The sequence below is a fragment of the Serratia sp. 22278 genome (assembly GCF_052045405.1).
GTDB classification, from domain to species: Bacteria; Pseudomonadota; Gammaproteobacteria; order Enterobacterales; family Enterobacteriaceae; genus Serratia; species Serratia marcescens.
On sequence record NZ_JBQEOW010000006.1, the window covers coordinates 204386 to 226485 of the forward strand.

The 22100-nt window shown below is 61.4% G+C and carries 19 protein-coding genes; 10 read left to right on the forward strand and 9 right to left on the reverse strand.

Translation table 11 applies throughout. The features are described from left to right. The first annotated feature begins 105 nt into the window (after positions 1-105). The 5 genes from ACTJJ6_RS13865 (at position 106) to ghrB (ending at position 5491) form a co-directional block, all read left to right on the forward strand. A complete protein-coding gene (locus ACTJJ6_RS13865) occupies positions 106-1140 on the forward strand; it encodes a LacI family DNA-binding transcriptional regulator (RefSeq protein WP_016929584.1) in 1035 nt (344 codons plus the stop codon). Positions 1141-1305: 165 nt separating this feature from the next. Then, a complete protein-coding gene (locus ACTJJ6_RS13870) occupies positions 1306-2058 on the forward strand; it encodes a sugar phosphate isomerase/epimerase family protein (protein WP_440804195.1) in 753 nt (250 codons plus the stop codon). A gap of 7 nt (positions 2059-2065) precedes the next feature. Further along, a complete protein-coding gene (locus tag ACTJJ6_RS13875; protein WP_049299634.1) occupies positions 2066-3031 on the forward strand; it encodes a sugar kinase in 966 nt (321 codons plus the stop codon). Positions 3032-3171: 140 nt separating this feature from the next. Then, a complete protein-coding gene (locus ACTJJ6_RS13880) occupies positions 3172-4440 on the forward strand; it encodes an MFS transporter (protein ID WP_049278444.1) in 1269 nt (422 codons plus the stop codon). Between the two features lie 73 nt (positions 4441-4513). Beyond that, the gene (gene ghrB, locus ACTJJ6_RS13885; RefSeq protein ID WP_016929588.1) at positions 4514-5491 is read left to right on the forward strand and encodes a glyoxylate/hydroxypyruvate reductase GhrB; all 978 of its coding nucleotides are present in this window, start codon (positions 4514-4516) and stop codon (positions 5489-5491) included. A 1-nt stretch (position 5492) separates the two neighbouring features. Here the strand turns inward: ghrB and ACTJJ6_RS13890 are convergent, their stop codons facing one another. Beyond that, positions 5493-5645: a hypothetical protein gene (locus ACTJJ6_RS13890; protein WP_019455508.1), complete on the reverse strand. Its 153-nt coding sequence runs from the start codon at positions 5643-5645 to the stop codon at positions 5493-5495. A 195-nt stretch (positions 5646-5840) separates the two neighbouring features. Between ACTJJ6_RS13890 and ACTJJ6_RS13895 the strand changes: the two genes are divergently transcribed. Both ACTJJ6_RS13895 and ACTJJ6_RS13900 read left to right on the forward strand, forming a co-directional pair. Beyond that, entirely contained in the window at positions 5841-7904 is a 2064-nt protein-coding gene (locus ACTJJ6_RS13895; protein ID WP_049299619.1) for an alpha-amylase, read from the forward strand. A gap of 135 nt (positions 7905-8039) precedes the next feature. After that, entirely contained in the window at positions 8040-9293 is a 1254-nt protein-coding gene (locus tag ACTJJ6_RS13900) for a valine--pyruvate transaminase (protein WP_016929591.1), read from the forward strand. Positions 9294-9335: 42 nt separating this feature from the next. Here ACTJJ6_RS13900 and ACTJJ6_RS13905 read toward each other — a convergent pair whose 3' ends face one another. The 3 genes from ACTJJ6_RS13905 to ibpA form a co-directional block, all read right to left on the reverse strand. Further along, a complete protein-coding gene (locus tag ACTJJ6_RS13905; RefSeq protein WP_016929592.1) occupies positions 9336-10994 on the reverse strand; it encodes a putative transporter in 1659 nt (552 codons plus the stop codon). A gap of 170 nt (positions 10995-11164) precedes the next feature. Beyond that, positions 11165-11593 (reverse strand): small heat shock chaperone IbpB, encoded by a 429-nt coding sequence (ibpB, locus tag ACTJJ6_RS13910; RefSeq protein WP_004933922.1) that lies wholly within the window; start codon positions 11591-11593, stop codon positions 11165-11167. 107 nt (positions 11594-11700) lie between these two features. Further along, positions 11701-12114: a small heat shock chaperone IbpA gene (gene ibpA / locus ACTJJ6_RS13915; RefSeq protein WP_004933919.1), complete on the reverse strand. Its 414-nt coding sequence runs from the start codon at positions 12112-12114 to the stop codon at positions 11701-11703. 310 nt (positions 12115-12424) lie between these two features. Between ibpA and ACTJJ6_RS13920 the strand changes: the two genes are divergently transcribed. Next, complete coding sequence (locus ACTJJ6_RS13920; RefSeq protein WP_049299620.1) at positions 12425-12772, forward strand: YceK/YidQ family lipoprotein; 348 nt, start codon at positions 12425-12427, stop codon at positions 12770-12772. 30 nt (positions 12773-12802) lie between these two features. Here ACTJJ6_RS13920 and ACTJJ6_RS13925 read toward each other — a convergent pair whose 3' ends face one another. After that, a complete protein-coding gene (locus tag ACTJJ6_RS13925; RefSeq protein ID WP_440804202.1) occupies positions 12803-14083 on the reverse strand; it encodes a DUF3748 domain-containing protein in 1281 nt (426 codons plus the stop codon). 489 nt (positions 14084-14572) lie between these two features. Between ACTJJ6_RS13925 and ACTJJ6_RS13930 the strand changes: the two genes are divergently transcribed. Continuing rightward, on the forward strand, positions 14573-15541 hold the full coding sequence (locus ACTJJ6_RS13930) for a threonine/serine dehydratase (protein WP_143778357.1): 969 nt from the start codon (positions 14573-14575) through the stop codon (positions 15539-15541). Further along, the gene (locus tag ACTJJ6_RS13935; protein ID WP_440804205.1) at positions 15528-16469 is read left to right on the forward strand and encodes an ornithine cyclodeaminase family protein; all 942 of its coding nucleotides are present in this window, start codon (positions 15528-15530) and stop codon (positions 16467-16469) included. Before ACTJJ6_RS13930 ends, ACTJJ6_RS13935 begins: the two co-directional genes overlap by 14 nt. Positions 16470-16494: 25 nt before the next feature. On the opposite strand, the gene yidA is transcribed toward ACTJJ6_RS13935, so the two are convergent. The 4 genes from yidA to dnaN form a co-directional block, all read right to left on the reverse strand. Beyond that, positions 16495-17310: a sugar-phosphatase gene (yidA, locus tag ACTJJ6_RS13940; RefSeq protein ID WP_440804208.1), complete on the reverse strand. Its 816-nt coding sequence runs from the start codon at positions 17308-17310 to the stop codon at positions 16495-16497. 125 nt (positions 17311-17435) lie between these two features. Continuing rightward, a complete protein-coding gene (gene gyrB, locus ACTJJ6_RS13945; RefSeq protein WP_019455494.1) occupies positions 17436-19850 on the reverse strand; it encodes a DNA topoisomerase (ATP-hydrolyzing) subunit B in 2415 nt (804 codons plus the stop codon). Positions 19851-19868: 18 nt separating this feature from the next. Further along, the gene (gene recF, locus ACTJJ6_RS13950) at positions 19869-20954 is read right to left on the reverse strand and encodes a DNA replication/repair protein RecF (protein ID WP_004933895.1); all 1086 of its coding nucleotides are present in this window, start codon (positions 20952-20954) and stop codon (positions 19869-19871) included. Between the two features lie 45 nt (positions 20955-20999). Next, entirely contained in the window at positions 21000-22100 is a 1101-nt protein-coding gene (dnaN, locus tag ACTJJ6_RS13955; RefSeq protein ID WP_004933892.1) for a DNA polymerase III subunit beta, read from the reverse strand.

Below are 22100 nucleotides of genomic sequence, written 5' to 3' on the forward strand. Positions count from 1 at the left end.
TGCGCCCCGCCGCTTCCTCCCGACTTTCTCCTTATCCTTCAATATTCCCGCTCGCACATCGGGTATGGTAGTCTCCTTGGCAATTAACCGCAGGAGGGATCGGCTGTGAGCACAGGCAAGGCAACGCGCGCCTCAGGACGCGCCACCATCAGCGATGTGGCCAGCATCGCCAAAACCGGCAAGACCAGCGTGTCGCGCTATCTGAATGGTGAACAGCACCTGCTTTCCGACGATCTCAAACAGCGCATCGAACAGGCTATCCAGCAACTCGACTACCGGCCAAGCCAGATGGCGCGTAGCCTGAAGGGCGGCCAGACCCGCCTGATCGGCCTGATCCTCGCCGATATCACCAACCCCTATTCAGTGGACGTGATGCGCGGCATCGAGGCCGCCTGCCGTCAACACGGTTTTACCCTGCTGGTGTGTAACACCAACAACGAAGTCAATCAGGAACAGCACTACCTGCAGCTGCTCAGCAGTTACCGGGTGGAAGGCATTGTGGTCAACGCGGTCGGCATGCGCGAGGAAGCGTTATCCACGCTGCAACAGTCGATGCTGCCGATGGTGCTGATCGACCGCAAAATCCCCGACTTCGCCTGCGACGTGGTGGGTCTGAACAACCGCGAAGCGGCCACCGTCGCCACCGAACACCTGTTGCAACAAGGTTTCGAAGCGATCCTGTTCCTCAGCGAGCCGCTCGGTACGGTCAATACCCGCCTGGAGCGCCTGCACGCCTTCAGGCATACCATGGCGCAGCACCCCGCGCTGTTGGCGGAGCAGGCCGAAACGCCGCTCAACGATCGGCAGAAACTGGAGCAGGTGCTGAGCGATTTCAGCGGCCGCCACCGCGGCATGCGCAAGGCGGTGATCTCCGCCAACGGCGCCCTGACGCTGCAGGTGGCGCGCGCCATGCGTCGGCTCGGCATCCAGTGGGGCAACGACATCGGCCTGCTGGGCTTTGACGAACTGGAGTGGGCGGAACTGGCGGGCGTCGGCATCACCACGCTGAAGCAGCCCACCTACCAAATGGGGCACGCGGCACTGGAGCGGCTGGTGCAGCGCATTCAGGGCCTGGCCGCCCCCAGCGGCGAGCAGATGTTCTCCGGCGAGCTGATCGTCCGCGGCTCCACCACCCGCTAACCCGCCTTTTCCGGGGCGTTAACCGCCCCGCCCTCACCGGCTGTTTTTTGCTCAGCTTCGTGATTGCGATCATATTTTTACACTCTGCCGCTTTTCGCTGGAACCGGTTCCATTTAACGTACCGGTAACAGCAGCGGCGGCGACAATGCCGCCTCAGGAGTCAAAATGAAAACAGAAATCATCGTGGTCACCGGCGCCTACGGCACCGATACCGTCAAACAACACGGCGGCCAGCGCGCGCTGTTGCCCCTCATCGCCGGCGCTGGCGCCGACGGGGTGGAGATCCGCCGCGAACTGTTCGCCGCCGGCGAGCTGGACAGCCTGCCGGCGCTGGCGCAAGAGATCGATCGCCAGCAGCTGTTCGCCGTCTACTCCGCCCCTGAGGCGCTGTTCACCCCGCAACATACGCTGAACCCCAACCTGCCGGCGCTGCTGGCGGAAGCGCAGGCGCTGAACGCGCGCCAGCTGAAGCTGTCCCTCGGTCATTTCCGCCCCGGCTTCGATTTTACCGAGCTGAAAGTGGCGCTGGAGCAACACCCGGTCAAGCTGGTGGTCGAGAACGACCAAACGCCGGACTGCGGCATTTTGTCGATGCTGAACGCCTTTTTCCACGCCGCGGAAGATAGCCACCTGCCGGTCAGCATGACCTTCGATATGGCCAACTGGCTGTGGGTGGGGCAAGACGCCTTCGCCGCCGCCGAGCGCCTGGCCCGCCACGTCGGTTACGTGCACGTCAAAGCCGCCACTCAAGGCCCGCGCGGCTGGCGCGCCATCGCGCTGGACGATACCGACGGCAGCTGGCGCGACCTGCTGGCCCGCCTGCCGCACGATGTGCCGCGCGGTATCGAATTCCCGTTGCAGGGCGATGACCTGGAAGCCGTCACCCGCCATTACGTCAATATCTTGCGTGCGGAGTAACCCCATGATGACAACGTTAACGGCAACGACGGCGCAGCAGGCGCCCCTGGATGTGGTCACGCTGGGTGAAGCCATGGCGATGTTCGTAGCGGCGCAGACCGGCGACTTGGCGGAGGTGGAAACCTTCACCAAACGCATCGCCGGCGCCGAACTGAACGTGGCGATCGGCCTGGCGCGTCTGGGCATGAACGTCGGCTGGGTCAGCCGCGTCGGCAACGATTCGTTCGGCCGCTTCACCCTGCAGCAGCTGAAAAAAGAAGGCATCAATTACCGGCAGGTGACGGTCGACGGCCACTACCCCACCGGTTTTCAGGTGAAATCCAAAACCACCGATGGTACCGATCCCAGCGTGGAATACTTCCGCAAGGGCTCGGCGGCCAGCCACCTGTCGATTGCCGATTTTAACCGCGAGTATTTCGGTTCCGCGCGCCACCTGCACCTGAGCGGCGTGGCGGCGGCGCTGTCCGGCGAATCGCTGGCGCTGTGCCACCATGCGGCGCGCGAGATGCGCGCCATGGGCAAAACCATTTCGTTCGATCCCAATCTGCGCCCGGTGCTGTGGCCCAGCCGCGAGGTGATGATCGAGCAGCTGAACCAGCTGGCGTTCGCCGCCGACTGGGTGCTGCCGGGGCTGAAAGAAGGGCAGATCCTCACCGGCCAATCGACGCCGGAAGGCATCGCCGATTTCTATCTGGAACGCGGCGTGCAGGCGGTGATCATCAAAACCGGCCCGGATGGCGCCTGGTTTAAAACCGCCGCCGGCGATAAGGCGGCGGTAGCCGCAGTCAAGGTCGACAACGTAGTGGATACCGTCGGCGCCGGGGACGGCTTTGCCGTCGGCACCCTCAGCGCCCTGCTGGAAGGCAAAACGCTGATACAGGCGGTGCAGCGCGGCAACAAAATCGGCTCGCTGGCGATCCAGGCCATCGGCGACAGCGAAGGCCTGCCGACCCGTGCGGCGCTGGCCGAATAACAATAAAAAAAACGACTTCTCCGCATGACGTCAGCCTCTGGCCCTACAACCGGGACGCGTCGGGAGAGCATCTGCCCCTTCGTCTTTCACGCCCAGCGTGCCGTGCGAAGGGGATGCAACACCACTGAAGGATACTGAACATGAACAAAGCGACTGTCGCGGCCAAACGCTGGTGGTACATCATGCCCATCGTGTTTATCACCTACAGCCTGGCCTATCTCGATCGCGCCAACTTCAGCTTCGCCTCCGCCGCCGGCATCAATGAAGATCTCGGCATCACCAAGGGCATGGCCTCGCTGTTGGGCGCGCTGTTTTTCCTCGGTTATTTCTTCTTCCAAATTCCCGGCGCCATCTACGCCGAACGCCGCAGCGTCAAAAAATTGATCTTCTGGTGCCTGATCCTGTGGGGCGGTTGCGCCTCGCTGACCGGCGTGGTCAGCAATATCCCGATGCTGGCCGCCATCCGCTTTATTCTCGGCGTGGTGGAAGCGGCGGTGATGCCGGCGATGCTGATCTACATCAGCAACTGGTTCACCAAATCGGAACGGTCACGCGCCAATACCTTCCTGATCCTCGGCAACCCGGTGACGGTGCTGTGGATGTCGGTGGTGTCAGGCTACCTGATCCACGCCTTCGGCTGGCGCGAAATGTTTATCATCGAGGGCATTCCGGCGGTTATCTGGGCGTTCTGCTGGTGGGTGCTGGCGAAAGACAAACCGGCGCAGGCCGGTTGGTTGAGCGCCGATGAGAAACAGGCGCTGCAACAGCAGCTGGACGAAGAGCAGAAAGGCATCAAGGCCGTGCGCAACTACGGCGAAGCCTTCCGCTCACGCAACGTGATCCTGTTGTGCGTGCAGTACTTCGCCTGGAGCATCGGCGTGTATGGCTTCGTGCTGTGGCTGCCTTCCATCCTGCGCAGCGGCATGCAGATGGGCATGGTGGAAGCCGGCTGGCTGTCGGCGGTGCCTTACCTGGCGGCAACCATCGCCATGGTCGTCGTCTCCTGGGCGTCGGACAAAATGCAAAACCGCAAGCTGTTCGTCTGGCCGCTGCTGCTGATCGGCGCGCTGGCGTTCTTCGGATCTTACGCCGTCGGCGCCAACCACTTCTGGATCTCCTACGGCCTGCTGGTGGTCGCCGGCGCTGCGATGTATGCCCCTTATGGGCCGTTCTTCGCCATCATTCCGGAAATGCTGCCGAAAAACGTCGCCGGCGGCGCCATGGCGCTGATCAACAGCATGGGCGCGCTGGGTTCGTTCTTCGGTTCGTGGTTCGTCGGCTATCTGAATGGCGCCACCGGCAGCCCGGCGGCCTCTTACATGTTTATGGCCATCGCACTGGTGGTGGCGGTGGTGCTGACGCTGATCGTCAAGCCCGCCCGCAACGAGATCCAGCCGCAATTGGCTTGATCCGGTTATACTTTTTCTCTGTTAACCCAACCGGGGGGGCGCCATGCCCCCTTTGGCTCAGCTGGAGTTCGTGATGAAGCCTTCTATCGTATTGTACAAAAGCCTGCCCGCCGATCTGCGTGAACGTCTGGAACAGCACTTCACCGTGCACGCCTTCAACGGCCTGCAGCCGGAGAACCGCGACGAACTGCGCCAGGCGCTGCAGCAGGCCGAAGGGATCATCGGTTCCGGCGGTAAAATTGACGAAGCCTTCCTGCAGCAGGCGCCCAAACTGCGCGCGGCCTCGACCGTTTCCGTCGGCTACGACAACTTCGACGTCGAGGCGCTCAACGCCCATAACGTGCTGCTGATGCATACCCCGACGGTGCTGACCGAAACCGTCGCCGACACCATCATGAGCCTGGTGCTGGCGACCGCGCGCCGGGTGGTGGAAGTGGCGGAGCGGGTGAAGGCCGGCGAATGGCGCGGCAGCATCGGGCCGGACTGGTTCGGCGTCGACGTGCACCACAAAACCATCGGCATCCTCGGCATGGGGCGCATCGGCCTGGCGCTGGCGCAGCGCGCGCACTTCGGCTTCGGCATGCCGGTGCTCTACAACGCCCGCCGCACGCACGAAGAGGCGGAACAGCGCTTCAACGCGCGCCGCTGCGATCTGGATACCCTGCTGGCCGAATCGGATTTCGTTTGCATCACGCTGCCGCTGACCGAACAAACCTTCCACATGATCGGCCGCGATCAGCTGGCGAAGATGAAGAAAAGCGGCATTCTGATCAACGCCGGCCGCGGGCCGGTGGTGGATGAGCAGGCGCTGATCGAAGCGCTGCAAAACGGCGTGATCCACGCCGCCGGGTTGGACGTGTTCGAGAAAGAGCCGCTGCCGGCCAATTCGCCGCTGCTCAGCATGCCGAACGTGGTGGCGCTGCCGCACATCGGTTCCGCCACCCATGAAACGCGCTACGGCATGGCCGCCTGCGCGGTGGATAATTTGATCGCCGCGTTGACCGGCACGGTGAAAGAAAACTGCGTCAACCCGCAGCTGTTGCGGAAATAACTCAGCGCGGCCGGTGGTCTGCGGATAACCGGCCGTGTTGCTCTTCCTGCTGCGGCGCGAACAGCGCCTGCAGCTGATGTTCTTCGGCGAAGTGCTGCAATTCGGCATCCTGAATTGCCTGAACGATCTCTTCTCGCCAGTTTTTGTCCGTCATCGCTAACCTCCTTTGATGTTCATCGTTTAATCTGCCGCAGCGCACGCGCAAAGCCAAGCCGAATCAATCCGAAAACGCTCCGCCCTTCCTCTCCTCCCCGAAAAACCCTCTCAGGGAGGAGGCCATTTTTCCGCCGTTTGCCACACTGGCGCTACCCAGCGGAAAAAACGCTTCCTGCCGCGCGTAAGGAGAGCCATGAAACTGTTACCCCTGCCCTTGTTGATGCTGCTGTCGCCTTCGGCGCTGGCCGGCTGGACGTTGCCGGGATTCCCGGCCTTCGACGAAACGGCCGCCGGGCTGTTCGCCAGCCAGGCCGCGCTGCCCAAGGGCCAGTTGCCGCTGCGCCTGTATCAGGATAACCACTGCTGGCAGCCGGCCGAGGCGGTAAAACTTAACCAGGCGCTGTCACTGCAGCCCTGCGGCGCCCATCCGCAGGTCAGCTGGCGGCAGTTCCGCGCAGGCGACTATCAGGTGCGCATCGACACGCGCAGCGGCACGCCGACGCTGCAGCTCAGCCTGAGCCGCGCGCCGGAAAACGCCGCCGTTGCCGTGCGCAGTTGCCCGCGCTGGGACGGCAAGCCGGTCACGGTCGACGTCGCCTCCACCTTCGCCGAAGGCGAAACGCTGCGCGATTTCTATTCCGGTCAAACGGCGCAGGTGAGCCAGGGGAAAATCACGCTGCAGCCCGCCGCCGCCAGCGGCGGCCTGTTGCTGCTGGAATCCGCCGCCACGGCGAAACCGGCGGCGTTCAGTTGGCATAACGCCACGGTCTACTTCGTGCTGACCGATCGCTTTGAGAACGGCAATCCGGCCAATGACCACAGCTACGGGCGCCGCAGCGACGGCCTGCAGGAAATAGGCACCTTTCACGGCGGCGATCTGGCCGGCCTGACGCAGAAGCTGGATTATCTGCAGCAGCTCGGCGTCAACGCCTTGTGGATCAGCTCGCCGCTGGAGCAGATCCACGGCTGGGTCGGCGGCGGTACCCAAGGCGATTTCCCGCATTACGCCTATCACGGCTATTACGCGCTGGACTGGACGCGCCTCGACGCCAACATGGGCACCGAACAGGAGCTGCGCACGCTGGTCGAGCAGGCGCATCGCCGCGGTATTCGCATTCTGTTCGACGTGGTGGTGAACCACGTCGGCTACGCCACGCTGGCGGATATGCAGACGTTCCACTTCGGCTCGCTGTATCTGCAAGGCGCGGAGGTGGAGAAAACCCTGGGGAAAAACTGGAGCGACTGGCGCCCCGGGCCAGGGCAAAACTGGCACAGCTTCAACGACTACATCAACTTCAGCGACAAGGCGGGCTGGCGCCCATGGTGGGGGAAAAATTGGATCCGCACCGACATCGGCGACTATGACGCGCCGGGCTATGACGATTTGACTATGTCGCTGGCCTTCCTGCCGGACATCAAAACCGAAGCGCCCGGCGCCAGCGGCCTGCCGCTGTTCTATCGCCACAAACCCGACACCGCCGCGCGCGACATGCCCGGCGCCGCCACCCGCGATTACCTGACCGTCTGGCTCAGCCAGTGGGTGCGCGATTACGGCATCGACGGTTTCCGCGTCGACACCGCCAAGCACGTGGAAAAACCGACGCTGGCGCTGTTGAAACAGCGCGCCACGGCGGCATTGGCGGCGTGGAAAGCGGAGCATCCGCAGCAGGCGCTGGATGATGCGCCGTTTTGGATGACCGGCGAGGCCTGGGGCCACGGGGTGATGAAAAGCGATTATTACCAAAACGGTTTCGACGCGATGATCAACTTCGATTTCCAGGACCAGGCGTCGCAGGCGCTGGGCTGCTTCGCCGATATCGACGCCACCTACCGGCAGATGGCCGAACGGCTGCAGGACTTCAACGTGCTGAGCTACCTCTCTTCACACGACACCCGGCTGTTCTTCGCCAGCGACGCCAAAGGCTCGCAGGTGCGCCAACAGCGGGCGGCGAACCTGCTGTTGCTGGCGCCGGGCGCGGTGCAGATTTACTACGGCGATGAAAGCGGCCGCCCGCTCGGCCCAACCGGCTCCGATCCGCTGCAGGGCACCCGCTCCGACATGAACTGGCCTGATCTGCAGGGGGAAAAAGCCCCGCTGCTGGCCCACTGGCAACGGTTGGGGCAGTTCCGCGCTCGCCACCCGGCGATCGGCGGCGGCGTGCAAAACCCGCAGCCGCACGCCGCCTACTATGCTTTCAGCCGTCGGCTCGGCGACGATAAGGTGATGGTGGTATGGGCCGGCGAACGGTCACAATAATCCAGCGTAATATGCTAACAATAGGCCAATGAGCGAAGCTTTTGCCCATTGGTCGATTTGTCGGCCGCATTGCAGCGGGATTTGTCTGGCGGTATGGTGGGGGATTACCTGCTAAGAAACAGTACTGCTACACCTATGACTTTCTCACTTTTCGGCGAAAAATTTACCCGTTATGCGGGCATTACCCGTTTGATGGACGACCTGAACGAAGGCCTGCGCACCCCCGGTGCCATCATGCTCGGCGGCGGCAACCCGGCGCAGATCCCAGAGATGGAAGCCTACTTCAAACAGCTGTGCCAGGAGATGCTCGACCAGGGCAAACTGACCGAAGCGTTGTGCAACTACGACGGCCCGCAAGGCAAGGACGCGCTGCTGAAAGCGCTGGCCAATCTGCTGCGCGACGAGCTTGGCTGGGAGATTTCGCCACAGAATATTGCACTGACTAACGGCAGCCAAAGCGCGTTTTTCTACTTGTTCAACCTGTTCGCCGGCCGCTACGCCGACGGTTCGCGCCGCCGCGTGCTGTTCCCATTGGCGCCGGAATATATCGGCTATGCCGACGCCGGGCTGGACGAAGGGCTGTTCGTCTCCGCCAAACCGAACATTGAGCTGCTGCCGGACGGCCAGTTCAAATATCACGTTGATTTCGAACACCTCACCCTTGGCGACGACATCGGCATGATCTGCGTTTCACGGCCGACCAACCCGACCGGCAACGTGATCACCGACGAAGAGCTGATGAAGCTCGACCTGCTGGCGCAGCAACGCGATATTCCGCTGGTGATCGATAACGCCTACGGCGTGCCGTTCCCCGGTATTATCTTCAGCGACGCCACGCCGCTGTGGAACCCGAACACCATTCTGTGCATGAGCCTGTCCAAACTCGGCCTGCCGGGCTCGCGCTGCGGCATCGTGATCGCCGACGAGAAGGTGATCACCGCGTTGACCAACATGAACGGCATCATCAGCCTGTCGCCGGGCAGCATGGGGCCGGCGATGGCGACGGAAATGATCGCGCGCGGCGATCTGCTGCGACTGTCGAACGAGGTGATTCGCCCGTTCTACAAACAGCGCGTCGAGCACACCATCGAGATTATTCGCCGCTACCTGTCGCCGGAGCGCTGCCTGATCCACAAACCGGAAGGGGCTATCTTCCTCTGGCTGTGGTTCAAGGATCTGCCGATCACCACCGAAGTGCTGTATCAGCGCCTGAAAAAGCGCGGCGTGCTGATGGTGCCGGGCCACTACTTCTTCCCGGGGCTGGAGCACGACTGGCCGCACACTCACCAGTGCATGCGCATGAACTACGTGCCCGATCCGGAGAAAATCGAGCGCGGCGTGGCGATCCTGGCGGAAGAGATCGAACGCGCGCATCAGGAAGCGAACTGAGCTCAACCCATCGGGGCGCCACCACGGCGCCCTTTTTTTGGATTACAGCGTCCAGAACAGCACCGCCAGCAGCTGCGGCGACATGATGCGCAGGAACATCGCCAACGGATATACGGTGGCGTAAGACAGCGCGGCGGCGCCGCTGGTGGGATGCAGACCGTTGGCGAAGGCCAGCGCCGGCGGATCGGTCATCGATCCCGCCAGCATGCCGGACAGCGTCAGATAGTTCATCTTGCCCACCGTGCGCGCCAGAATGCCGACGCTCAGCAGCGGAATGGCGGTGATCAAGGCGCCGTACCCGACCCACGTCAGCCCCTCGCCGTGCAGCAACGTATCGATGAAGTTGCCGCCCGACTTCAATCCGACCACCGCCAGAAACAGCACGATGCCCAGTTCGCGCAGCGCCAGGTTGGCGCTCGGCGGCATAAACCAGTACAGCTTGCCGATGCTGCCGATGCGCCCCAGGATCAGCGCCGCCACCAGCGGCCCGCCGGCCAGCCCCAGCCGCAATGCCGCCGGGAAGCCGGGCACGAACAGCGGAATGGAACCGAGCAATACCCCGAGACCAATACCGATAAAGACCGGCAGCATCTGCACCTGCTGCAGTTTTTGTTGGGCGTTGCCGACAATCGCCGTCACCGCGTCGATGGCCTCCGGCCGGCCGACCAGGTTGAGAATGTCGCCAAACTGCAGCGTCACGTTGCTGCCGGCCACCAGCTCCACGCCGGCGCGGTTGAGGCGTGAAATCACCACGTCATACTTTTGCTTCAGATTCAGATCGCGGATTTTCTTGCCCAGCACCTGCTCGTTGGTCACCACCGCCCTCACCACCTGCAGCGCAGTGCCGCGCGTCGACAGCGAGGCATCCACCTCTTCGCCGATCACCAACCGGGCGTTCTCCAGATCTTCGCGTTTGCCAACCAGGTGCAGGTAGTCGCCAAGCTCCAGCCGCTCGTGCGGCGCCGGCACCATCAGCAGCTCCCCGCGCTTGAGGCGCGAACAGACGATCGCTTCACCGTTGAGCAGCGGCACGCTTTTGATCGCCATGCCCTGCAGATTGGGGTTGCGCACCGCCACGTTGATGGCGTGCAGCAGCTCGCGCTGATTGCCCAGACGGCTTTCAAACGCCTGCGCCTCACGCTCGATGTTGATGCGGAAAAACAGCCGGATCAGCCACATCACCAGCAGGATGCCGCATATGCCGAACGGATAGGCCATGGCGTAGCCCATCCCCATGCCGTCCACCAGCGCCGGATCGGAACCGAGATCGGTCAGGATTTGTTGACCGGCGCCCAGCGCCGGGGTGTTGGTGACCGCGCCGGAGAACACGCCGAGGATGATCGGCAGCGGCACGTCGAACAGCTTGTGTACCGCCGCCGCCACTATGCCGCCGGTCACCACCAGCAGCACCGCGAAGGCGTTGAGCCGCAGACCGGAGACGCGCAGCGAAGAGAAGAAACCGGGGCCGACCTGGATGCCGATGGTGTAGACGAACAGGATCAGGCCAAACTCCTGGATAAAGTGCAGCATGTCCCCGTTCAGGCTGATTTGCCCGCTCTGGGCAAAGTGGCCAACCAGGATACCGCCGAACAGCACGCCGCCGATGCCCAGCCCGACGCCATACAGCTTCCAGTTCCCCATCCACAGCCCAATGACGGCCGCCAACGCCAACATGCTGACGGTCAGGGCGATATCGCTCATAGGTCACATCCTTGCCAAAAAAGTTGAACACGGGATTTGCGGCCAAAGACACACAATTAACAAGGATTATGGCATCGGGCAGAAGGGGGGACTGTGGCACGCGCCACATAACGCAGCGAGGGAGATCCGTTGGGATCTCCCTCGCATGATGATGACCGCTTTTCAGTCGGTTATTTCGCTTCCAGCTCCGGCGTCGCACCGATGGCGATACGCTGCGGCTGCAAGGCTTCCGGCACCTGACGCACCAGATCGATGTGCAACAGGCCGTTTTCAAATTTGGCTTCGGACACCTGCAGATGCTCCGCCAGGGTGAAAGTCAGCTGGAACTCTTTGCACACCAGACCTTGATGCAGGTATTCAACCTGTTTTTCCGGCGGCGTGGGTTTACCGCTGACGGTCAACCGCGGCCCTTCCACTTCGATATTCAGTTCGCTTTGCCGGAAACCGGCCAGCGCCAGAGAAATGCGGTAGTGATTGTCATCACTTTTCTCGATGTTATACGGCGGGAACCCCTGAGGTTCCTGGCCGCCCATTGAACTGGCCAATTTATCAAAACCAATCCACTGACGCAGAAGCGGGGATAAATCGTAATTACGCATAGGAACAACTCCTTTCATTAAGCGAGATGTGTTTATTCAGCCCCCTGACGGCAGGCTAATCATGACTTCATATTTACCGGCAGCGTACCTGCCGGCGAAACGGAAATTTATTTAATTTCGATGCGGCGCGGTTTTAATGTTTCCGGCACGATGCGTTGCATGTCGATATACAACAGGCCATTCTCCAGTTTGGCGCCTTTAATTTGAATATGTTCGGCCAGCTGGAATTTACGCTCGAAATTACGCTCGGCGATGCCCTGGTATAAATAGGTTTTTTCTGCCGGTTCATTGTTGTGCGCCCCGCGCACGATCAGCAGATTATCCTGCGTGGTGATCTCCAGCTCCTGCTCGGCAAACCCGGCTACCGCGATGGCGATCCGATAATGATTTTCATCCACCAGTTCGACATTATAAGGGGGATAACCGCCGTTGCCCTGACTCTGGCCAGCCTCCAGCGCGTTGAACAGGCGATCGAAACCAATGGCGGAACGGTATAGCGGGGAAAGATCAAAATTACGCATAAAACAGCCTCCTAAGGCACTTCAGCGAGGTTGAAATAAATACGCCTTCCACTCTGGACAGGCTAATTAAGCCAGAATTCCCTTACGGCGAATTCTCAATGCGGCTCTGATGATAAAATGGGGGTTGCTTTCATCAATTCAACAGGCGAGGATCAAAAAAAATTTGCATCAATAAGGTAAAAGTTTTTTTTACCACTTACACTAAAGTGAGAGAGCCGCCACAGAGCGGGATTTTGCTTCTTTTAAAGCAGCAACAGGATGTTATAAATCAGCTTAATTTAGGGGAACAGCAACCCTGCAGGATGGATTAATGACGACGATGAAAGCGATAGCGACGGGCTGCATGTTGTTGGCGACCAGCGGTTGCTCCAGCGTAATGAGCCATACCGGCCCGAATCAGGGTTACTATCCCGGCACCCGCGCCAGCGTGGACATGCTGAAGGACGACAACACCAGCTGGGCGATGATGCCGCTGGTGGCGCTGGATCTGCCGTTCTCCGCGGTGATGGATACCGTGCTGCTGCCTTACGACTATCTGCGCTCCGGCAACGACGCCACCACAGACTCGCCAAAAGCGCGTATCCTGCGCAGCGAGCAGCAGAATCTGGCGGCGACCGGCAATCCCGGTCAGGGCGACGACAGCACCGCCACGCACTAATCGCACACGCAGCGGGTCATCAGGCCCGCCTTACGCCTCAACCACAAAGATCTGGTTGAACCCCGCTATCTCGCGCATAAACGCCACTTTCTTGCCATCCGGCGAAAACACCACGGCATCCCCCGACGGCGGCTGCACGCTGCGCGGCGTCAATCGCTGCAGGCGGCCGCTGGCCACCTCGCACAGCATCACGCTGTTGTCGCACACCAAGGCTATCGTCCCGCCCTGCGGGTGCCAGCTGAACGCCGACTGGACGTCATGCTCGCTGCGGCTGACCTGGCGCGGCTCACCGCCGTTCGGCGACACCGTCCACAGCTGCACCACGCCGCCGTCGTCCTTCATCAGAAAAGCTATCTGGCTGCCGTCCGGCGAACTGCGCAGCCAGTGGCGCGGCGCACTAGCCACGCCAGGAAAACGGCGATCCCCGGTAAAGGTTACCCGCCGCTGCCTGACGCCAAGCGGCGGCGCCGGCAGCTCGCTTTCCGTCCCCTGCAGCGGCAGAGCGCCCGCCCGGGCGTAGTCGACGTCGTTCTCCGGCAGATCGACGATAAACACCTCAGACAGCTTCTCTCCGGCGGCGGACAACGTATCGCCGATAAATGCCAGCGCCCAGCGCTGCCGGCTGCCGTCGGCCTTACGGTAGCCTTCGCGGCCGATCCAGCCTTCTTCGTAAGCGCGATTAATCTGATCGCTGCCCGGCCGCGGCTGCGGCACCGTCTCGCTGACCAACACGCAATAGTGGCTGCCGTCGTACTCGCGCGGGTGCTGTTTTGGCGGGTTAACCCCGTGCAGCGGCACGGCCACGCCGACGTTGCGCAGATCGCGCGCCGGATCGCGTTCATGCATCACGTGATCGTTGTAGGTAAAGCTGAGGCGGCTGCCGTCCGGACTGAAAACGTGCACATGGCTGCCGCCGCGCAGCGCGCCGGGCGTATAGGGCGCGGTGATATCCAGCGCGTCGAGGGTGATGGCCAACTCGCGATCCGGTTCGCTGACGATCACTCCGCGGCGGTGGTGAAAATCATACTGCCAGGCGCTGTCCGGGTGCTCAGGTCCGTGAATAAAGGCATAGCGCGCCGGCGCATCGGGGCTGACCGTGACCACGCCGACGTGGGCGCCGTGCTGGGCGCGATAAATCACCTCCACCGCGCCGCTGGCGACGTTGACACGCTCGATGCTGAGGCCGGTGAAAGAGGCGCCGCGCGGACGCACGTCATAAGCCAGCCATTGGCTGTCCGGCGTCCAGACGTTGATATTGGTTAACTGATGCCCGCGTGGGTCGAAAGTCAGTTGTTTTTCCCGATGGCTCATGGCGGCTCTCCTGCACATGCTGGCGCTGAGCCATCATCTTACCGGATCGCCCGCAGCGTTTCATATGGCCTGTGAGGGTGAGGCGGGAGGAATTTTTCGGTTCGAAATCACGCAATTATTTTTCAGCGTCTTATCATTTAAGCCGATCGACGGCGTCGGCAGGAAATAAGCGGCCGACTAGGCAATTGTATTCCTGCCGGCGAAACTCAACGGCGCCAATGTAATAGGGTGGGTGATGAAAACGCTATTTTTTCATTCTCATCTTCCTTATAAGAATAAGGCAGCGGCGGCGCCTTACTTAACGCAAATAAATAAAAAATCGTGCCACTAGACGACCGGTTTATGATTATTTTCACCGAAAACGCAATGTTCCTTCCGACCGTTGCCGTTTTCTGATCGGTGTGCCCGAGGGTCAGGCTGCGGGGTTTACAATTAATACAAAAAAGTACAAACTGGATTTTTAGTCCAAACAAATCTTCTGGAGCCGGTATGAACACCCTCTTCGATGCCATTGTTTCCGCTCATCAGCAACTGCGCCCTCAGGTGCGGGTCACGCCGCTGGAGCGCAGCGTGCTGCTTTCTCAGCAATTGGGCTGCGAGCTGTATCTGAAATGCGATCACCTGCAGCACACCGGTTCCTTTAAATTTCGCGGCGCCAGCAACAAGCTGCGGCTGTTGGATAACGAGCAACGCCGGCGCGGCGTGATCGCCGCCTCAACCGGCAACCACGGCCAGGCGGTCGCTCTGGCGGGGCAGCGTATGGGCGTTGGCGTCACGGTTTATGCGCCGGAGACGGCGGCGAGCATCAAGCTCGACACCATCCGGGCGCTGGGCGGCATCGTGGAATTGGTGCCGGGTGATGCGCTGAACGCCGAACTGGCGGGGGAACTGGCCGCACGCGAACAGGGGAAAACCTATATCTCGCCGTATAACGACGAACAGGTGATCGCCGGCCAGGGCACCTGCGGCATGGAGCTGGTTGAACAACTCGCCGATCTGGACGCGGTATTCGTGGCGGTGGGCGGCGGTGGCTATATCGCCGGCATCGGCACCGTTCTGCGGCAACTGTCGCCAAACACGCAGCTTATCGCCTGCTGGCCGGAAAACGCCACCAGCCTGTACAGCGCGTTGGAAGCCGGCCATATCTTCCCGGTGGAAGAACAAGAAACCTTGTCCGACGGCACCGCCGGCGGCGTCGAGCCGGGCGCCGTGACCTTCCCGCTGTGCCAGCAGCTGATTGACCGCAAAGTGCTGGTCAGCGAGGCGGAGATCAAACTCGCGATGCGCCTGATCGCCGCCAGCGATCGCTGGATTATCGAAGGCGCAGCAGGCGTGGCGCTGGCGGCGGCGATCAAACTGGCGCCGGAATACCGAGGTAAAAAGGTGGCGGTGGTGCTGTGCGGTAAAAACATCGTGCTGGAGAAATACCTCAAGGCCATCGCCGATGCGCATCCTTAATCGGCAGCAAATTCTCGCCGCGTTCGACGCCGAGGCCATAACGCCGCTGCTGAAGCAGGGTTTTATCGCCTACTCGCAACAGCGGGTGCAACAGCCGCCGGCGCAGCATTTCCTGTTCGAGCAGGCCGCCGGCGACTGCTGCATCAAATCCGCCTGGTTGGAAGGCGACGAACTGTTCGTGGTCAAGATCTCTACCGGTTTCTATCGCAATGCCGAACACGGCCTGCCGAGCAATCAGGGGCTGATGATGGCGTTCTCCGCCCAAACCGGCGAGCCCCGCGCACTGTTGCAGGATGAGGGTTGGCTGACCGCGCTGCGCACCGCACTGGCCGGCCGCATCGCCGCCGATCTGTGCGCGCCGCCGCATATTCAGGCGATAGGCATGGTCGGCACCGGCCTGCAGGCGCGGCTGCAGCTGCAATGTCTGAAACCGGTGACCGATTGCCGCGAGGTATGGGTGTGGGGCCGCAACGAACAGGCGCTGGCGGCGTATCGACGCGATGTCGAGGCCGAGGGTTTTCGGGTGCGGGTCACGCAGAATGCGGCGGAGCTGGCGGCGCACTGTCAGCTGATCGTCACCACCACGCCCAGCCGCGAACCGATTTTGCAGGCGGCGGATATTCGGCCCGGCACGCACATTACCGCGGTGGGCGCCGACGCGCCCGGTAAGCAGGAGCTGGCGACCGAGCTGGTGGCCCGCGCGGACGCGCTGCTGGTCGATGCGCTGGCTCAGTGTACAGACTATGGCGAGATCGCAACGGCTTATCGGCAGCACAAGCTGATTTCAACGCCAATCGTCGAAATGGGCGCCGCATTGGCGCAGGGCGGACGGGTGCGACGCGAGCCGCATCACATCACCATCGCCGATCTCACCGGGCTGGCGATTCAGGATCTGCAGATCGCCAAAGGGGTGTTGGCGAAAGTATAAAGAGGCGCCGCAGCGCCCCGCGTTATCAGGCGTTGAGCACGAACTTCTCGATAGCGCGCGCCACGCCGTCTTCGGTATTGGCGCTGGTGACAAACTGCGCCACCGCTTTCAGTTCGGGAATGGCGTTGCCCATCGCCACGCCGACGCCGGCATATTCGATCATCGCCGTATCGTTAGCCTGATCCCCCAGCGTCATGATGTTTTCCCGCGCCACGCCGAGGTGCTCGGCCAGCATTTTCACCCCGGCGCCCTTATCGACGTTTTTATGTAAGATCTCGAGGTAGTAAGGCGCACTTTTCAAGATAGTGTAACGCGCGCGCGTTTCCTCCGGGATGCGCGCGATGGCGCTGTCCAGCAGCGCCGGTTCGTCGATCATCATCACTTTAGGGAAACGCATCTGGCGATCCATCTCTTCCACGCTGCGGTATTTCAGCGGAATGCCGGTCATTTCCGCTTCGTGTATGGTGTACTTGCCGATATCCTTGTTCGGGGTATACAGGGTATCGAAATCAAACGCCTGGTAGTGAACGCCGAACTCGCGCGCCATCTGCTCAAAGTGCAGATAATCCTCAAAGCCCAGCGTTTCTTGCAGAATGCAGGCGCCGTCAGCCGCACGCAGCACCAGCGCGCCGTTATAGGTGATACAGAAATCGCCAGGGCCCTGAATGTCCAACTGGCGCAGATAGTCCTGCACGCCGACATATGGCCGCCCGGTGGCCAGCACCACGTGCACCCCTTTGCGCCGCGCCGCCGCGATAGCCTGCTTTACCGCCGGCGTGATTTGGTGCTGCGGATCCAGCAACGTGCCGTCCATGTCGATCGCAATCAGTTCAATAGCCATTCAACGCTTCTCCCAGTGGTTTTTTCCCATGCTAACGCGTTTCAGCCACGGCTGTCAGCGCCAAAAAAGGCGCAAAAAAAATCCGCGCGGGTCGCCCGGCGCGGATTTTTACAACCATTAACGCATCAGATATCGATGTTCGCCGCTTTCAGGGCGTTTTCTTCGATAAAGGCGCGACGCGGTTCAACCGCATCGCCCATCAGCGTGGTGAACAGCTGATCGGCAGCGATGGCGTCCTTGACGGTCACGCGCAGCATGCGGCGACTTTCCGGATCCATGGTGGTTTCCCACAGTTGCTCAGGGTTCATCTCGCCCAGACCTTTATAACGCTGCACCGACAGGCCGCGGCGCGACTCTTTCACCAGCCACTCCAGCGCCTGCTCGAAGCTGTCTACCGGTTGACGGCGTTCGCCGCGCTCGATGAACGCGCCCTCTTCGATCAGCCCGCGCAGCTGCTCGCCCAGCAGGCAGATCTTGCGGTATTCGCCGCCGTGGATGAAGTCGAAGTCCAGCTTGTAGTCGGTATCCACGCCGTGGGTGCGGATGCGCAGCGCCGGCTCGAACATCTGGCGCTCACGGTTCTCGAAGATCACGAAATCATAGCTGCTGCCGTGCTGCTCTTTGTCGTTCAGCGCCTGCACCAGCGACGCGATCCAGGTCTTCACCTTGGCTTCATCGCTGAGATCGCCTTCGTTCAGCGTCGGCTGATAGATCAGGCTGTTCAACAGCGCGCGCGGGTAGCGGCGCTCCATGCGGCCGATTAGCTTCTGCACGCCATAGTGCTCGGCCACCAGTTTTTCCAACTGCTCGCCGCCGAGCGCCGGTGCGCTGGCGTTGGTATGCAGCGTGGCGCCGTCCATCGCGATGGCGATCTGGTACTGATCCATCGCCTCGTCATCTTTGATGTACTGCTCCTGCTTGCCTTTCTTCACCTTGTACAGCGGCGGCTGTGCGATGAACACGTGGCCACGCTCGATGATTTCCGGCATTTGGCGGTAGAAGAAGGTCAACAGCAGCGTACGGATGTGCGAACCGTCGACGTCGGCATCGGTCATGATGATGATGCTGTGGTAACGCAGCTTGTCCGGGCTGTACTCGTCACGGCCGATGCCGCAGCCCAGCGCGGTGATCAGCGTCGCCACTTCCTGTGAAGAGAGCATTTTGTCGAAACGCGCCTTCTCGACGTTGAGGATTTTCCCCTTCAGCGGCAAGATAGCCTGGTTCTTGCGGTTGCGCCCCTGCTTGGCAGAGCCGCCCGCGGAGTCCCCTTCCACCAGGTACAGTTCGGACAGCGCCGGATCGCGTTCCTGGCAGTCCGCCAGCTTGCCCGGCAGGCCGGCCAGATCCAGCGCGCCTTTGCGGCGGGTCATCTCACGCGCTTTACGCGCCGCTTCGCGCGCGCGCGCCGCGTCGATGATTTTGCCGACCACGATTTTCGCGTCGCCCGGATTTTCCATCAGGTAATCCACCAGCTTCTCGTTCATCAGCGTTTCAACCGCGGTTTTCACCTCGGAAGAGACCAGCTTGTCCTTGGTCTGAGAGGAGAACTTGGGATCCGGCACCTTCACCGACACCACGGCGATCAGGCCTTCACGCGCGTCATCGCCGGTGGCGCTGACCTTGGCCTTCTTGCTGTAGCCTTCCTTCTCCATGTAGCTGTTCAGCGTACGGGTCATCGCGGTACGGAAACCGACCAGGTGCGTGCCGCCGTCGCGCTGCGGAATGTTGTTGGTGAAGCAGTAGATGTTTTCCTGGAAACCGTCGTTCCACTGCAGCGCCACTTCCACGCCGATGTCGTCTTTCACGGTGGAGAAGTAGAACACGTTCGGGTGGATCGGCGTTTTGTTCTTGTTCAGGTACTCGACAAACGCCTTGATGCCGCCTTCGTAATGGAAGTGGTCTTCACGGTCAGTGCGCTTGTCCTTCAGGCGGATAGACACGCCGGAGTTGAGGAAGGACAGCTCGCGCAGGCGCTTGGCCAGAATGTCGTACTCGAAATCGGTCACATTGGTAAAGGTCTGGTGGCTTGGCCAGAAACGCACCATAGTGCCGGTCTGCTCGGTTTCGCCCACCACGGTCAGCGGCGCCTGCGGCTCGCCGTGGCTGTAAGTTTGTTCGTGCACTTTGCCTTCGCGGCGGATCACCAGCTCCAGTTTCTCCGACAGGGCATTAACCACCGAGACGCCCACGCCGTGCAGGCCGCCGGAAACTTTATAGGAGTTGTCGTCGAATTTACCGCCGGCGTGCAGCACGGTCATGATGACCTCTGCGGCTGAAACCCCTTCTTCCGGGTGAATGCCGGTCGGAATGCCGCGGCCGTCATCCTGCACCGATACCGAGTTGTCGGCATGGATGGTGACCTGAATGTCGCTACAGTGGCCCGCGAGCGCTTCGTCGATAGCGTTGTCCACAACCTCGAATACCATGTGGTGCAGACCGGTGCCGTCATCGGTATCGCCGATATACATGCCCGGGCGCTTGCGCACCGCATCCAGCCCTTTTAATACCTTGATACTTGAGGAGTCATAAGAATTCGACATCAACGTTTCTCGCTCATTTTAGTCCTGTGGTTGAACCTCTATTTTACCCTGTTCCACGCGGAACATCTTGCCCTTTTCACCGGCCATGTCGGTCACTTGCTCAGCGCTGACCGCGCTGACAAAAACCTGGGCCTGGGTGGCTTTCAGGCGATCGGCCAGCAACCGGCGACGGCCGGTGTCCAGCTCGGAGGCAAAATCATCAATCAGATACAGGCAACGCCGCCCGCTCTGCCGGGTGAGAAACTCACCCTGCGCCAAGCGCAACGCGCACATCAGCAGCTTAAGCTGACCGCGCGATAACAAATCCTCTACCGGCGTGCCGTCGGCACGAATGCGAAAGTCCGCTTTATGCGGCCCCACCGCGGTATAGGTCAACGCCCTGTCGCGCTCAAACTGGCGCTCCAGCAGCTCGCCGTAATCGCTCTCTTTATCCCAGCCGCGCTGGAAGGAGAAGCTCAGGGCGAATTCAGGCAGAAACTGCGCGCAGGTCGCGGTGATATCCGCGGCGATCGCGTCGCTGTATTCCGCCCGCCATTCGCTGATGCGCTCCGCGAGCGGGATCAGTTCCTGATCCCAGGCGCGGATCTGCGCATAGCGACTCACCTGGCGCAGCGCGGCATTGCGCTGCTTCAGTAACCGTTTCAGGTTGCTCCAGGCGGTGAAAAAACCGGGTTCGTTATGAAAACAGCCCCAGTCCAGGAAAGCGCGCCGGAATTTCGGCCCGCCGTTCAGCAGGGTAAAACCTTCGGGGGTGATCAGCTGCATGGGCAGCAGCTGCGCCAGCTCGGCCACCTTGTGGCCGTCGCTGCCATCGATGCGTACTTTGCTGTCACCCTGACGGCTCTTGCTCAATCCTACCGACAGCTCGCGCTCCGCGCCTTCGATGCGGCCGTGCAGCACGAACTCCGGTTGGTCGTGGCGAATGACCCGACCGGCCTGCAGGCTGCGAAAGGCTCGGCCATGGCCGAGCGTATACACCGCCTCCAGCACGCTGGTCTTGCCGCTGCCGTTGGCGCCGACCAGGAAGTTGAATCCCGGCGCCAGCGCCAAATCCGCCGCCTCGATATTGCGGAAGTCTTTAATCAATAAACGCGTCAGAGCCATGCAATCTCTTTACCGATGACGGTGCTGTAATTCAAGGTAACGAGACTACAACCGCATTGGCATGACAACGTAGGCCGCCGCCTGGCTGGCGCCGTCTTCGATCTGCACGCTGGAGACCGAGTCGGTCAACAGCAGGCGCACGTCTTCACACTTGAGCGCGTTCAACACGTCCAGCACGTAGCTGACGTTGAAGCCGATCTCCATCTCCGCGCCGTCGTAGCTGACGTCGAGGATCTCTTCCGCCTCTTCCTGCTCCGGGTTGTTGGCGGTGATCTTCAGCTGGTTCTGGCTGACGTACAGCCGCACGCCGCGGAATTTCTCGTTCGAGAGAATGGCCGCGCGGGCGAACGCCTGCTTGAGCAGATCGCAGCCGGCTTCCAGCGTTTTGTCCGGGTTCTTCGGCAAGACGCGGCGATAGTCCGGGAAACGGCCGTCAACCAGCTTGGACGTGAAGATGAAATCGCCGACGTGGGCGCGAATGTTGTTGCTGCCGATCTGCAGCTGCAACAACGAATCGCCGCCGTCCAGCAAGCGCACCAGCTCCATCACCCCTTTACGCGGCACGATCACCGAATGCGACGGCAGCTGCTGGCCGATCGGCATCGAGCACACCGCCAGGCGGTGGCCGTCGGTCGCGACGGTGCGCAGCTCTTCGCCTTCGGTTTCAAACAGCATGCCGTTCAAGTAGTAACGCACGTCCTGGTGGGCCATCGAGAACTGGGTGGCTTCGATCAGGCGCTTCAGCGTCGCCTGCGGCAAGGTGAATTCCACCTCGCTCTGCCAGTCGTCCAGGTTCGGGAAGTCCGCCGCGGGCAGCGTGGACAGCGAGAAGCGGCTGCGGCCGGACCGCACCAGCATGCGCTCGCTCTCCAGCGTGACGGCAATCTCCGCCCCTTCCGGCAGGCCACGGCAGATATCAAAGAATTTGCGCGCGGGCACGGTGGTCGCGCCCGGCTCGTGCGGCTGGGACAGGGCGACGCGCGCCACCATCTCCATCTCCAGATCGGTGCCGGTCAGCAGCAGGGAGCCTTCCGTCACCTGCAGCAGCAGGTTGCCCAGGATCGGCAAGGTCGGGCGGCCGCCCAGCGGGCTGCTCACCTGTTGCAGCGGTTTTAGCAGATGCTCACGTTCAACGATAAATTTCAT

Bases quoted from the DNA above. Each gene is read 5' to 3' on its own strand.
- ACTJJ6_RS13870 (WP_440804195.1), top strand. From the start codon at position 1,306: ATGAAAACAGAAATCATCGTGGTCACCGGCGCCTACGGCACCGATACC.
- ACTJJ6_RS13875 (WP_049299634.1), top strand. From the start codon at position 2,066: ATGACAACGTTAACGGCAACGACGGCGCAGCAGGCGCCCCTGGATGTG.
- ACTJJ6_RS13880 (WP_049278444.1), top strand. From the start codon at position 3,172: ATGAACAAAGCGACTGTCGCGGCCAAACGCTGGTGGTACATCATGCCC.
- ghrB (WP_016929588.1), top strand. From the start codon at position 4,514: ATGAAGCCTTCTATCGTATTGTACAAAAGCCTGCCCGCCGATCTGCGT.
- ACTJJ6_RS13890 (WP_019455508.1), bottom strand. From the start codon at position 5,645: ATGACGGACAAAAACTGGCGAGAAGAGATCGTTCAGGCAATTCAGGAT.
- ACTJJ6_RS13895 (WP_049299619.1), top strand. From the start codon at position 5,841: ATGAAACTGTTACCCCTGCCCTTGTTGATGCTGCTGTCGCCTTCGGCG.
- ACTJJ6_RS13900 (WP_016929591.1), top strand. From the start codon at position 8,040: ATGACTTTCTCACTTTTCGGCGAAAAATTTACCCGTTATGCGGGCATT.
- ACTJJ6_RS13905 (WP_016929592.1), bottom strand. From the start codon at position 10,994: ATGAGCGATATCGCCCTGACCGTCAGCATGTTGGCGTTGGCGGCCGTC.
- ibpB (WP_004933922.1), bottom strand. From the start codon at position 11,593: ATGCGTAATTACGATTTATCCCCGCTTCTGCGTCAGTGGATTGGTTTT.
- ibpA (WP_004933919.1), bottom strand. From the start codon at position 12,114: ATGCGTAATTTTGATCTTTCCCCGCTATACCGTTCCGCCATTGGTTTC.
- ACTJJ6_RS13920 (WP_049299620.1), top strand. From the start codon at position 12,425: ATGACGACGATGAAAGCGATAGCGACGGGCTGCATGTTGTTGGCGACC.
- ACTJJ6_RS13925 (WP_440804202.1), bottom strand. From the start codon at position 14,083: ATGAGCCATCGGGAAAAACAACTGACTTTCGACCCACGCGGGCATCAG.
- ACTJJ6_RS13930 (WP_143778357.1), top strand. From the start codon at position 14,573: ATGAACACCCTCTTCGATGCCATTGTTTCCGCTCATCAGCAACTGCGC.
- ACTJJ6_RS13935 (WP_440804205.1), top strand. From the start codon at position 15,528: ATGCGCATCCTTAATCGGCAGCAAATTCTCGCCGCGTTCGACGCCGAG.
- yidA (WP_440804208.1), bottom strand. From the start codon at position 17,310: ATGGCTATTGAACTGATTGCGATCGACATGGACGGCACGTTGCTGGAT.
- gyrB (WP_019455494.1), bottom strand. From the start codon at position 19,850: ATGTCGAATTCTTATGACTCCTCAAGTATCAAGGTATTAAAAGGGCTG.
- recF (WP_004933895.1), bottom strand. From the start codon at position 20,954: ATGGCTCTGACGCGTTTATTGATTAAAGACTTCCGCAATATCGAGGCG.
- dnaN (WP_004933892.1), bottom strand. From the start codon at position 22,100: ATGAAATTTATCGTTGAACGTGAGCATCTGCTAAAACCGCTGCAACAG.